Origin of the sequence: Chryseobacterium sp. GP-SGM7, from assembly GCF_049166575.1 — a bacterium.
In the GTDB taxonomy this organism is placed as follows: Bacteria; Bacteroidota; Bacteroidia; order Flavobacteriales; family Weeksellaceae; genus Chryseobacterium.
This window is the reverse complement of record NZ_JBMHFF010000001.1, coordinates 248,837-261,191: the sequence shown is the minus strand read 5'-3', so window position 1 is coordinate 261,191 and position 12,355 is coordinate 248,837. Positions and strand designations below refer to the sequence as shown.

The 12,355-nt window shown below is 33.5% G+C and carries 15 protein-coding genes; 5 read left to right on the top strand and 10 right to left on the bottom strand.

Translation table 11 applies throughout. The features are described from left to right. The first annotated feature begins 43 nt into the window (after positions 1-43). Together ACOOWA_RS01255 and ACOOWA_RS01250 are read left to right on the top strand one after the other, a co-directional pair. The gene (locus tag ACOOWA_RS01255) at positions 44-424 is read left to right on the top strand and encodes a RidA family protein (RefSeq protein ID WP_089754687.1); all 381 of its coding nucleotides are present in this window, start codon (positions 44-46) and stop codon (positions 422-424) included. After that, positions 424-876, top strand: a complete 453-nt coding sequence (locus ACOOWA_RS01250; RefSeq protein WP_421372715.1) for a hypothetical protein — start codon at positions 424-426, stop codon at positions 874-876. The genes ACOOWA_RS01255 and ACOOWA_RS01250 overlap by 1 nt, the downstream gene beginning before the upstream one ends. A gap of 65 nt (positions 877-941) precedes the next feature. Here the strand turns inward: ACOOWA_RS01250 and ACOOWA_RS01245 are convergent, their stop codons facing one another. Next, a complete protein-coding gene (locus ACOOWA_RS01245; protein ID WP_421372714.1) occupies positions 942-2,465 on the bottom strand; it encodes a trypsin-like peptidase domain-containing protein in 1,524 nt (507 codons plus the stop codon). A gap of 334 nt (positions 2,466-2,799) precedes the next feature. Between ACOOWA_RS01245 and ACOOWA_RS01240 the strand changes: the two genes are divergently transcribed. Both ACOOWA_RS01240 and ACOOWA_RS01235 read left to right on the top strand, forming a co-directional pair. Next, complete coding sequence (locus ACOOWA_RS01240; RefSeq protein ID WP_421372712.1) at positions 2,800-4,152, top strand: rhodanese-related sulfurtransferase; 1,353 nt, start codon at positions 2,800-2,802, stop codon at positions 4,150-4,152. A gap of 91 nt (positions 4,153-4,243) precedes the next feature. After that, complete coding sequence (locus ACOOWA_RS01235; RefSeq protein ID WP_421372710.1) at positions 4,244-4,816, top strand: 5-formyltetrahydrofolate cyclo-ligase; 573 nt, start codon at positions 4,244-4,246, stop codon at positions 4,814-4,816. Here the strand turns inward: ACOOWA_RS01235 and ACOOWA_RS01230 are convergent. Together ACOOWA_RS01230 and ACOOWA_RS01225 are read right to left on the bottom strand one after the other, a co-directional pair. Further along, positions 4,768-5,343, bottom strand: a complete 576-nt coding sequence (locus ACOOWA_RS01230; protein ID WP_421372709.1) for a hypothetical protein — start codon at positions 5,341-5,343, stop codon at positions 4,768-4,770. The two genes, ACOOWA_RS01235 and ACOOWA_RS01230, sit on opposite strands and share 49 nt — an antisense overlap. After that, positions 5,327-6,493, bottom strand: a complete 1,167-nt coding sequence (locus ACOOWA_RS01225; protein WP_421372708.1) for a hypothetical protein — start codon at positions 6,491-6,493, stop codon at positions 5,327-5,329. The genes ACOOWA_RS01230 and ACOOWA_RS01225 overlap by 17 nt, the downstream gene beginning before the upstream one ends. Before the next feature lie 183 nt (positions 6,494-6,676). Between ACOOWA_RS01225 and ACOOWA_RS01220 the strand changes: the two genes are divergently transcribed. Continuing rightward, entirely contained in the window at positions 6,677-6,934 is a 258-nt protein-coding gene (locus ACOOWA_RS01220) for a hypothetical protein (protein WP_421372706.1), read from the top strand. A gap of 85 nt (positions 6,935-7,019) precedes the next feature. Here the strand turns inward: ACOOWA_RS01220 and ACOOWA_RS01215 are convergent, their stop codons facing one another. The 7 genes from ACOOWA_RS01215 to pncB all read right to left on the bottom strand — a co-directional run bounded on the left by ACOOWA_RS01215 (position 7,020) and on the right by pncB (position 12,343). Then, positions 7,020-7,787 (bottom strand): TrmH family RNA methyltransferase, encoded by a 768-nt coding sequence (locus ACOOWA_RS01215; RefSeq protein ID WP_421372705.1) that lies wholly within the window; start codon positions 7,785-7,787, stop codon positions 7,020-7,022. Between the two features lie 59 nt (positions 7,788-7,846). Continuing rightward, positions 7,847-9,202 (bottom strand): DNA recombination protein RmuC, encoded by a 1,356-nt coding sequence (gene rmuC / locus ACOOWA_RS01210; protein ID WP_421372704.1) that lies wholly within the window; start codon positions 9,200-9,202, stop codon positions 7,847-7,849. Between the two features lie 99 nt (positions 9,203-9,301). Then, positions 9,302-10,057, bottom strand: coding sequence for a DUF5995 family protein (locus tag ACOOWA_RS01205; RefSeq protein ID WP_421372703.1), 756 nt, complete (start codon positions 10,055-10,057; stop codon positions 9,302-9,304). Positions 10,058-10,105: 48 nt separating this feature from the next. Next, on the bottom strand, positions 10,106-10,630 hold the full coding sequence (locus tag ACOOWA_RS01200) for a hypothetical protein (protein ID WP_421372702.1): 525 nt from the start codon (positions 10,628-10,630) through the stop codon (positions 10,106-10,108). 13 nt (positions 10,631-10,643) lie between these two features. Beyond that, a complete protein-coding gene (locus ACOOWA_RS01195) occupies positions 10,644-10,910 on the bottom strand; it encodes a YciI family protein (protein WP_421372700.1) in 267 nt (88 codons plus the stop codon). Continuing rightward, complete coding sequence (locus tag ACOOWA_RS01190; protein ID WP_421372698.1) at positions 10,910-11,149, bottom strand: hypothetical protein; 240 nt, start codon at positions 11,147-11,149, stop codon at positions 10,910-10,912. Before ACOOWA_RS01190 ends, ACOOWA_RS01195 begins: the two co-directional genes overlap by 1 nt. Before the next feature lie 15 nt (positions 11,150-11,164). Continuing rightward, a complete protein-coding gene (gene pncB / locus ACOOWA_RS01185) occupies positions 11,165-12,343 on the bottom strand; it encodes a nicotinate phosphoribosyltransferase (RefSeq protein WP_421372697.1) in 1,179 nt (392 codons plus the stop codon). Positions 12,344-12,355: the final 12 nt, after the last annotated feature.

Genomic DNA, 12,355 nt, shown 5'->3' with positions numbered 1-12,355 from the left:
AATTTAAATTTTATCTTTGCACCCAAAGTAAATAAATCTATACATGAAAAAAATAATCAACACAGTAAATGCTCCTGCGGCAATCGGACCCTATTCTCAGGCAAATCTTGCAAACGGTGTTCTGTATATCTCAGGACAAATCCCTGTAGATCCTGCAACAGGTAAGTTGGTAGAAGGGATAGAAAAAGAAACGCATCAGGTAATGAAAAATCTCGAAGCAATTCTTACAGAAGCCGGGATGACATTTAAAAATGTTGTAAAAGCGAGTATTTTCCTTAAAAGTATGGATGATTTTGCAGTAATGAATGATATTTACGCATCTTATCTTGATGCAGAAAGCTTCCCGGCTCGTGAAACAGTACAGGTTTCTTGTTTGCCAAAGAATGTGGATATCGAAATTTCTATGATTGCACACCAGGATTAATGAGTTTCATAAGAAATACATTTGCTGTTTTGGTAGGTCTTGCTATTGCGGGTCTTATTATTACCCTTGGTATAAGAGCATTTCCTAAATGGGTTACTTTTGAAGCATTCGCTCCTTTTGAGCATTGGCAGAAATTTTTAGAAAGCATGAGAAACAACGATGCGTTCTTCGGGTTTTTGCTGTTTATTTCAGGACTAGGAACTACAGTTGGAGGTGTTGTTACCGCCATAATTGTAAAATATGCTAAAGTAGCTTATGCCATTCTTATTGGTTTCATCATGTTGTTTATTGCAATGCTTGATGTTATTATTCTTCCTTATCATCCTACATTTTATAAAATTTCAATTTTCCTGGTCTTTTTTCCGTTTGCATGGATGGGCGGGAAGATCGTTGAGGTAATTTATGAAAGAAAGAAAAAGAAAAGAATTGCTGAGAAAATGAATAGGAAATAAAATTTCATTTCAAAGAATAAAAAACGCTGCAGAGTTGCAGCGTTTTTCATTTGTTTCAATTACTATTAAGGCATTTTAAATCCTCTTGTATAATTTCTACCGTAGTCGTCCATATATTTTATCTGAACAGTTCCTGAGAATTTACCTAAGATATTTTCTACATCTTTTTGAGAATTCACCGGTTTTCCGTTTATATCTGTAATAATGTAATTATCAACAATTCCGGCTTTAGCCATTTCGCTTCCTTCGATAACATTTTTGGCAACGATTCCGCTGGTAAGACCGTAATAAGATTTAGTTCTGTCATCCAGGCTCTGGAATTCTGCTCCAATTTTTTCGGTGACGCTTAGGTCAGCTTTTGTTCTTGCCGAAGTTCCGCCTTTCTGATCTTTTAAGGTTACAGTTGTAGTTGTTTCTTTACCATTTCTAGAATAGGTTAGCTGTACTTTATCTCCCGGTCTTTTGCTTCCGATTGATATGGATAAGTCTGCAAAATCTGTAATATCTGTACCATCTACTTTCGTAATGATGTCGCCAATTTTAAGACCTGCATCTTCAGCGCCGCTACTCGTGGAGAATCCTGTAACGTAAACTCCGGATCCTGCTTTAAGATTTGTTTTTTTATCTTTATTGTATGCTGCAACCAGTTGATCATTTGATAAATCGATAGAAGTTACCCCCAAGAAACCTCTCTGTACGATACCAAATTTCTTAATATCTTCAATGATTTTTCTTGCCAAATTTGCAGGAACGGCAAAACCATATCCTTGATAATATCCGTTTGTAGAAGAAATTGCAGAATTAATTCCAATTAAATCTCCGTTTACATTCACCAAAGCTCCTCCGGAGTTTCCTGGATTAATCGCTGCATCAGTCTGTATAAAACTTTCAATCGGATTGGTGGCTTTTCCTTGACCGCTCAAAATTCCGATTCCTCTTCCTTTGGCAGAAATAATTCCCGCTGTTACTGTTGAATTTAATCCAAGTGGATTACCCACTGCTAAAACCCATTGTCCTACTTCAACATTATCAGAATTCGCAAAGTTCAAATATGGCAATCCTTTTTCTTCAATTTTTAGCAGAGAAATATCTGTATTGGGATCAGTTCCTACCAAAGTTGCGATGTAAGATTTTTTATTGCTTAAAACTACTTCAAGCTTATTGGCTCCTGCCACAACGTGATTGTTTGAAATAATATATCCGTCCGGCGAAATAATTACCCCTGAACCTAAACCAGAAGGCATATTGTCCGGTGCTTGTTGCTGTTGTCTTTGCTGACCTCTGTCTCCGAAAGGATTTCCAAAGAAATGTTCAAATAAATCCTGTTCTGATGCTCTGCTTGTCGCTCTGTTTTGATAATTTTTAATCGTCACCACTGCCGGAACAGTTGTTTTTGATGCTTTTACGAAATCGTCACCCACATTTGCGGTATTCATGCCTACAAAAGATGCATTGTTCGATTTTGTAAAATACGATTGGTCTCCGCTGTTAGAATCGTGACCTAAGTATTGTTGTACGCCGACCGTTGTTGCCCCTGAAAGCACTCCAACTACGGCAAATGGTAATAGTTTTTTAAATGTACTCTTCATTGTATGTCTTCTTTGTTTGTTTAATTGTTGTTTTTTTATCTTACACAAATTTAATGCTAAATAAGTATGTAAATAATCTTAAGTGTTTCATTTTTAACTAAAATTTAACGACAATTATGCCATTTTATAGTTTATGTAATAATTTTACGCGTAGTTTAACACTGCTTAAAAAATTATTAAAGACAAAATGTCATAGTTATAGATTGTAGAAAGTGCCAAAAGGTTAAATGTCTTCCTAAAAGAACTGTCAAAATGTGTTTGATGTCATGCGAAAGTCATTTTAAAATTTACTTATCTTTGCAAAAAATATTTTCTCACTTAAAACGTTTATAGCATGCAACTGTATAACACCTTAAGCGCAGAAGAAAGAGCTCAACTTATTGATGAAGCCGGTAAGGAACGTCTTACATTGTCTTTCTATGCGTATGCCAATCTTTCAGACCCCCAAAAATTTCGTAACGATTTATTTATAGCCTGGAATGCACTTGATGCACTTGGCCGTATTTATGTTGCCAAAGAAGGAATTAATGCTCAAATGAGTATTCCCGCAGAAAATTTCGAAGCTTTCCGTGAAACTTTAGAAGTTTATGATTTTATGAAAGGCATTCGTTTAAATGTGGCAGTAGAGCAGGATAATCACTCTTTTTTAAAATTAACAATAAAAGTTAGAAATAAAATTGTTGCCGATGGTTTAAATGACGAAACCTTTGATGTTACCAATAAAGGAGTTCATTTAAAAGCCCGGGAATTCAATAATATGTTGGAAGATCCCAATACGATCGTAGTAGACTTCAGAAATCATTATGAAAGTGAAGTGGGGCATTTTGAAGGAGCAATTACTCCCGATGTAGAAAACTTCAGAGAAAGTTTACCGATTATCAACGAACAATTACAGGATTTTAAAGAAGATAAAAATCTATTGATGTATTGCACAGGCGGAATCCGTTGTGAAAAAGCAAGCGCTTACTTTAAACATCAGGGTTTTAAAAATGTTTTCCAGCTGGAAGGCGGAATTATTGAATATACCCGTCAAATTAAAGAAGAAAATATTGAAAGTAAATTCATCGGGAAAAACTTCGTATTCGATCATCGTTTAGGAGAGAGAATTACAGACGATATTATCTCAAAATGCCATCAGTGCGGAAAACCTTGCGATAATCATACAAACTGCGCAAACGATGCTTGTCATCTTTTGTTTATCCAATGTGATGATTGTAAAGCCGCAATGGAAAATACGTGTTCTACGGAATGTTTAGAAATCATACATTTGCCTGTTGAAGAGCAATTGAGATTAAGAAAAGGTTTACAGGTAGGAAATAAAGTTTTCCGAAAAGGTAAATCTGATGCTTTGACATTTAAAAAATCAGGAGATGCATCAACTCAGACTTTGGCAAAAGCTGAAACGAAAGATATCCGTCAGAAAATTAAGATTAAAAAAGTTTTGGTTGGAAAAGTTGAACATTATTACACAAAATCTAAAATCGGGCAGTTTTTAATTGAAAATAAAGAACTTTCTGTTGGTGATAAAGTTGTAATTTCTGGACCTACAACCGGAGAACAGGAATTTGTAATTACTGAGCTTCATGTAAACGGAACTACCGTTGAGACGGCAAAAATCGGTGATCAGATTACTTTTGAGATTCCTTTCAGAGTACGTTTGTCAGATAAAATGTATAAAATTCTTTAGAATTAAAATATATTCAGGTAAATTGGATTTATTTACCCTCAAAATTACAAAGTTGCGTTTCTCAGGAGCGCAACTTTTTTTAAATTTGAAAATGAAAAAATCTGAAATCAGAAAATTATATCTGCAAAAACGAAATACTTTATCATCCGATGAGGTTTTTTCGCTTTCAGAAAAGATTTTTAAAAATTTCATCGATTATTTTAAACCAATTTCCGGGCAGAAAGTACATATTTTTATTCCGATTGAAAAGTTTAACGAAATACGAACTCAGCTTTTTATAGACTATTTTTTAAGCCGAAAAATTCAGGTTTTTGTTCCTAAAATTATTGACACAAAATTGATTTCGGTCGAAATTTTTACAGATTCAAAATTTGAAGTAAATAATTGGGGAATTTCTGAACCAATTTCTAATGAAAATTCCGAAACAGCAGATTTTGATTATGTGATCACTCCGTTATTATATTGCGATTTTAAAGGAAACAGGGTAGGTTACGGAAAAGGTTTTTACGATCATTTCTTTGAAAATGTTTCTGAAAAAACAAAAAAAATCGGAGTTAATTATTTTAACCCCGAATTTATAATTGATGATATTTGGGAAAATGATATTCCCTTAGATTATCTGGTTACACCAACAGATGTGGTGTCTTTTTTAGGTTTAGAATAAATGCTGAGAAAATAAAACTTAAACTCTTTCTTTTCTTTTGAAATTAAAGTATAGCGTGCATTTCTTTCAAAAGTTCCGATGGGCTTATTTTTATTGTCGAAATATTCTACATTGAATTTAGCAAGATCCAATGTATCCTGATTCTGTACTTCCTTGTAAACCTGCAGATTATTAACCTTAACTGTTTTTACTTTTAAACTGTCTAATTCTCTAAACAAAGGCTTAAGCGTTAAACTATCAGGATTATGGAAATATCCCTGCATTTGGGAGTAAATTGTATTGTCAATCTCTGTGTTTTTATTTCCTGAAAGATAGAGCGTAGAAAGTTCGAGTAATTGCTGTACTTTCTGAGTGGTGATGTCTTTTATGACTTGAGCACTGTCCATCTGCACAGCCGGATATGACTTTGTATTGTTGCTGGTTCTTAATTTTTCAAGATCACTTACGGTAGGTTCTTCTTTTTTCACGCAAGAAGTCAATAAGCCCATCAATAGGATGAAAATCCCAAGTTTATTTATTGTTTTCATGGGTCGATATTTTGAATTTAATTGATACTATTTTGCCTTTTTCTTTTTTCATTTCAATTACGTTAAGATTTTTTAAGGCAGTAGTCGGTGTGGTTACTAGAGTTATGTATTTTTGTTTGTCGAGTGATTCTAACCCGTAAATGTCGCTGTCATAAACCTGGGTAATAACGGCTTCATTGCTGATAAGATTTTCTAATTGTTTTCTTTTTTGTTTAATTAACTCCTCAGAATTTTCTCCGTTGATATCTTTCATAGAGAAATAATAAAGAGCCATCTTATAATCATCAGGTTTTAGCTCAATAGTTTCATCTTCAGGAGCATTTTCGAGATTTCTGTTTACCTCCAGATTCTCATAAACTGCAGAGCTGATCTTCATCTTCAGTGCTTTATCTCTGGAAGAGTAGATAAAAGGTTGCCCCGGCTTTATTCTGTATAATATAGGAGATTCATTTTCTTTGATAACTTTTATTTCAATATCACTTTGTACACCGAGATTTCTGTCTGCATCCGTAAAATGATAGGTGTACGTTTTCTGGAAAATTTCGTCTTTAAAACCTAAAAGTCCCAGCAAAATAACAAAAACTGAAGTTGCAGCAATCCAGGCAGCTCTTTGAAAGCTCTTTTTTGTGGGCTTTTGCTGTGCTTTTTCACTGGTTTTTAGATTTATTGTTTTTTGTTCAATGGTTTGATTTTCAGTATCTATTATTTGTAAAACAGAATTTTCTTCTGCATCAGATTCTTGTTTTTTAGGTTGTTCCTCCGTTGTATGTAAATTTAAAGCACTCGAAACCGTTTTTTCAAGTGCTTTCATTTCTTCATCATTCAGATCTCTGTCATCCGTCAATAATTCTCCTGCAAAAAGATGGTTCTTTTTAAAGTCATACCATGAATCATAACCTGCATAGATACTCAATAAATTAAGCATATCAATACGAGGTAATTTGGAAACCGGAGAGGATTTGAAATAAGTGTAAAAAGACTTTTCACTGATGTTGCCTTTCGCTTTTTTTCTAAGGTCTTCCTGGAAATATATAATATCTATTCCCTTCCATTTTGAAATTTCATCATAGGAAGGGTTGTATTCTTTCAGATATTGAGCTTGAACGTCCTTTTTGAGTTGCTCAAAATGTAAGATGTCTAAATCGGTCACTCTTTAAAAAAGTAGTTAAAATGTTGATTATCAGATTTGTTTATTTGTAAAACGATTTTACAAAGTTATTACAATTATTTTTCATAAACAAATTTTACTTCTGCTATACCTTTGTCTTGTTCAAATAACCGAACAGAGAAAAAGATTTAAAAAACAATATTAACAAATTAAATTTAATTTATTATGAAAAAGTCATTATTCGTAGCTGCTATCGCTGCAATCTCTTTAGTTGCTTGTAAGAAAGGTGAACCTACAACTTCAACTGATTCTTTAGAAGTTAAAGAAGATTCTACAGTTAACGCTATCGATTCTACTAAAAACGCTGCTGTTGATTCTATCAAAACTAACGCTGCTGTAGCTGTTGATTCAGTAAAAGCTGACGCTAAAGTTGCTAAAGAAGAAATCAAAGGAGAAGTTAAGAAAGAAGAGGCTAAGCACTAATCAGCTCTGACTTAAGATAAAAGAACCGTTTCACTCAGTGAGACGGTTTTTTTATGTTTAAAACTTTGAATATTTTTAAGACTTTTTAAGACTTTTTCTGCTTCAGTGTTTCATAGCAGGTAATCGCAACGGCATTGCTCAGGTTTAAAGAGTCTATGCTTCCGCTCATTGGGATCAAAGTATTTTTTCCTTTTTCATACCAAAAATCACTTAACCCGGAATGTTCGGTTCCAAATATTACTGCTGAACGTTTTTTGAAATCTCTTTTATAGAGATCTTCAGACGTTTCATCCATTATCGTTGTGTATATATTAAATTCATTTTTCTGTAAGAATTCATAAACATCTTTATTTTCTGCCTGAAAAACGGACATACCAAAAAGGCAACCTACACTTGATCGTATTACATTTGGATTATAAAAATCTGTTTTTCCGTCTGCAACAATTAAAGCATCAATTCCAAATGCTTCACAGCTTCTCAAGATTGCTCCTAAATTTCCGGGTTTTTCAACGCCCTCTACAATGATTATCGTAGAGTCTTTTTCAGGGGTAAAATCATTTAAACCTGATTCTTTGGTTTTGTAAACTCCGATTATTCCTTCTGAGGTTTCGCGATAGGCAATTTTTTCATAAACTTTTTCGCTGACCAAATGTGTTTTCTCTTCCGGAAGTTTTCCTTTGAAAATATTTTCACAGATATAAAACTCAAGCGGCTGAAAATGATATTTCTGTGCTCTTTCGTTCTCCTGCTGTCCTTCCACAACAAAAACACCCGATTTTTTTCGAAAACGGTTATCGGTAAGAAGTTTTGTAATGTGTTTTATCTTTTCGTTCTGGAAACTCTCGATAATCATGATTGATGAGTAATAAGTGATAATTGATGCAAAAATAATTGTTAAAAATCATTTATCAATCATAAATCATCATTTATACCATTTGTAAGACCTTGCGGAAGTTCTTTTTTATTTTTAATTCCTAGTGATTTTAGTTTCTGAGTTTGGGAAATAAGGTTGTCGTTTCCGGTTGAGAGCTGTTTAAATGCATCATTGTAAACGTTTTTTGCCTGATCAATATTTTTGCCTACTTTCTCAAGATTTTCTACGAAACCTGCAAATTTATCATATAATTTAGCGCCACGTTCTGCAATTTCCAGCGAATTTCTGTTTTGGTATTCTCTTTTCCAAAGATCGGCAATCAATTTCAGAGAAGTAATCAGGTTACTTGGGTTTAACAGTAAAATTCTTCTGTCATAAGCAAAATTCCAAAGATTTTGATCGGCTTGCATTGCTGCGATATAAGCAGGTTCGCTCGGAATAAACATCATTACAAAATCCAGAGATTTTCCGTAATCGTCGTACGCTTTTTGACTGAGTTGATTGATGTGATTTTTTATAGAAGATAAATGCTGATTGATTTTTATCTGATAAATTTCAGGATCGGTCTCATCCACTAATTCCGTAAATGCAGTTAAAGAAACTTTAGAATCAACAATTACATTTCTTTCATCAGGATATTTTACCACTGCATCCGGACGCATTTTTTTACCCGAAAATTCGGAAAATAAAGCTTTGTTGTTTTCATCTTTAAGTTCGTGTTCCAGAAAATATTCTCTTCCCTTTACCAATCCGGATTTTTCCAGAATACTTTCGAGGATCATCTCGCCCCAATTTCCCTGTGTTTTGCTTTCGCCTTTTAATGCTTTCGTCAGTCTTTTGGCATCTTCTGATATTTGTTGATTTAATAAAGCGAGTTCTTTCACTCTTTCGCCCAAAGAAAAACGTTCTTTATTTTCCTTTTCATAAGCTTCATTCACACGGTTTTTAAGATCAGTAATTTTTTCTTGAAAAGGTTCTAAAATATTTTTGAGGTTGTTTTGATTTAAGGCGGTGAATTTTTCAGTTTTTTCTTCTAAAATTTTATTGGCTAAATTTTCGAACTGTAATTTTCCTTCTTCCTGAATTTTTTTTAATTCGTCTTTCTGGGCTTTTAAAAAACTGTTTTCAGCGGAAACTTTGGCAAATTCATTTTTTAAATCATTCAAAAGATCAGATTGCTGAAGATTGTTTTCTTTTTCAAGTTTGATATTGTGTTCTAAATCCTGGATTTTGAGATTCAGATTTTCTAAATCTGCATTGGATTTGATGTTTAAATGATTTAATTCGTCATAAGAATTTCTGGAAACTGAGGATGATTTGAGATATAAATAAATCAAAACAGAACCTAAAATTCCTCCAATAAGACAACCAATGATCAGATAAGTGATTTCCATTTTTCAAAAATACAAAACGATGAATAGTTTTAGAAATTTTTTTCTCAAAGAAACCTCACAGGTTTTGAAAACCTGTGAGGCTCAAAAATTAAATAATAACTATATTGTTTTCGTCTTTTCTAAAATCTCAATATTTTTCACGACATCATTGCTTTCGCATTTCTTCAATTCTTTTGCTAAAGCTGATGAAAGTAATTTCGGATTTAAAATCTGTGAAGCAACTTTCGCTGCGGCGTAATCTACAATATTGATCACTGAATCTTTTAAGAAATTTGGTGTATTTGATGAAATAACTGCGGTTGCCCACGAAGTATCTCTCGCTTTTGAAATCGCAAAATCCAATATTGCATTGTCTTTTCCGTTGGAAAGTTGGTCAATGAGATTGACGGGATAACAGATTTTATTTAAGGAATCCTGAACATTTTGATTGATCGACGAAATCACAGAATTGATTCTTTCAAAATCAGTTTTCAACGGATTGATTTTTCGGTAAGGCATAATCGATGCAGCGGAAATTCCCAGATCTAAATTGATATGTGCATTCATCCCAAGAAAAATATGCTGAAGAATCAAAAGGTTTTTATTTTTTGTCGCTTCAAATGCTAAATACCACGAATTGCTGCATTTTTTACCTTTAGAATAATTTTCCCATGCATTGAGATAGCGGCTTGCAAAAGCAATATCAAGCAAAATCATTCTTGGGTTGTCTTCAAATTTTTTCTGCTGAATTCCTTTCAAAACCTGAGCAGTCATAATTCTGTAAGTACACGCAAAATATCCTACCGGACTTTGGTTTGCTTTGCTCCAGGCGATTATTTCGTCTAATTTTTTCAGAACTTCTTCGATGGTTTTCATTTGGTTTAGTTTTAAATTAAAGATAAGAAAACCTTACAGATCGCGAGGTTAAATTTTTGGAACTGGATATTTGAAATTAAATCCGGATAAATTTCTTAAATCTTCAAACTCCTGAAAAATATGAGTGTCATCTAAATCTCCAATAAAAACGCTTCTTTTACCAAATCCAAAATACCATTCGTCCGTCTTAGTGAGTTGAACGAATTTATCATTTTCTTTTTCTTCGGAATAAAAGTTCTTTTTAAGAGATTCCCAGTACAAAGTGTAATCGCCTATGGAACTTTCAACATGAAACTGAGCATTTTCAAAATCAATATTTCTAAGAATATTTTCTATTTTTAATATGAATCTATTCCAATCATCTAAGTCTAAACCAAAATATTTATATGTTGCTGCAAAACCGAAAATATGATTTTCATAATAATAAGGTATTTCGGAGTCGCCCAGACTAAACATATTTGTATTAATGAATGGGTAGCTTTCATCTTTTCCAATATCACGTATGAAATTAGCTGACTTTTCATAGTCTCTGTCAATTTTTATATATCCATAAATAGAAGTGTACTCATGCATCTTTCAATAATTTCTAAGGGTTTTCTTTTGCAATTTCATCATGATGTTTTAAATACAAAGGTAAAGCTGCAGAACCGTACCAAGAGAAAATTTCATAATTGAAAATTCCGGCAGCAACAGCGGGGTCGGTCTTTACCCAGGTTTCGGCTTCTTCTTTTGATTTGGTATTAAAAATAAACATTCCGCGATAATCACGCTGATTTTTTTCTAAAAAAGGACCGGCAACTGTAATTTTTCCTTCTTTGGCAAGTTTACCGATGTTTTCCATATGGCCTTTCATCAGTTCTGCTTTTTTTCTTGATCATCAATTTTTACAGTTCCGGATGTGAGCATGACGATAACATAAGGTTTCATTCCGTATTTGTCTGCGCCTAAAGAATCGGCCAATTTTTGGTTGAAAGAAAGCTTAGAATTTGAAGAAACTCCATCTTTTCCAGATTTGCCGTTTTGCGCTTTTGTTTGTATCGAGCAGGAAATTAAAGTAAAGATAACTCCGCTAATCAGAAATAAATTTTTCATTTTTATTATATGTTTTTAGTCTTTGATTCTTAAAAATTCTTTTGCCAATTCGATCATTTTAGGATCGCCGGTGTATTTTCCGTGTTCATCGGAAAGTTTTACCGTAGGAATCCATTCTTTGTTTATAGCCTGTACGCCGATTAATTTCATTACGATATTCATCGGTTTTAAACCTACGTCATTGGTTAAATTAGTTCCTATTCCAAATGAAACACCTATTTTTCCTTTGCAATAATTAGTGATTTCTTCTACTTTTTCAAGATTTAAAGCATCAGAAAAAATAATGTATTTGAATAAAGGATTTATTCCGTGACGTTGATAATGCGCAATTGTTTTGTCTGCAAATTCCAGAGGATCACCACTGTCATGACGCACTCCGTCAAACAGCTTTGCGAATTTCTTATCAAACTGCTGAAAGAAAACGTCTGTGGTGTAAGTGTCGGAAAGTGCCACTCCAAGATCTCCGCGATAGACATCGACCCAATGTTCAAGGGCTAATTCGTTTGCCATTTTAAATCCAAATTCTGCTCCGTGAAACATAAACCATTCATGAGCGTGTGTTCCGATTGGTTTCACATTATATTTCATTGCAAAATGTACATTGGAACTTCCTATAAAAGTAGAATCTTTTTTCTGCGTCAAAGCTTCCATCACAAGATTTTGTACTTTGTGGGAATGTCTTCTTCGGGTTCCAAATTCTGCGAAAGTAACGCCTAATTTATTTAAAGAGTCAGCTTTTTCGAGTGTTTTGGCCATCACGATTTCGTTGGAATCTCTTTCCATGTGATTCATTTCGTAATGAAGTTCGCTTATTAATGCCAATAACGGAACTTCCCAAAGAATCGTTCTGTACCAAAGTCCTTCTACGGTAACAGAAAGATCGTTGCCGGTCTGTACAATTTTCACTTCAGACGGATCATAATGATAACCTTCGAGAAAATCTAAATAAGGCAAATCTAAATACGGACAGGTTTTAGCTAAAAACTTTTTCTCATCTTTGGTAAGTTTCAGTTCTGCCATTTTGTTGACAATTTCTTTTAAAGCATGATCGAAGCCTTCCGGAAAATGATGTTTTCCGCGGTTAATAAATTCGTATTTTACAGTTTGACTTGGAAACAATTTTACCACTGCATTCTGCATGGTAATTTTATAGAAATCGTTATCGAGAATAGAATTGGGCGTAATATTTTTCATGATTGTGTAATT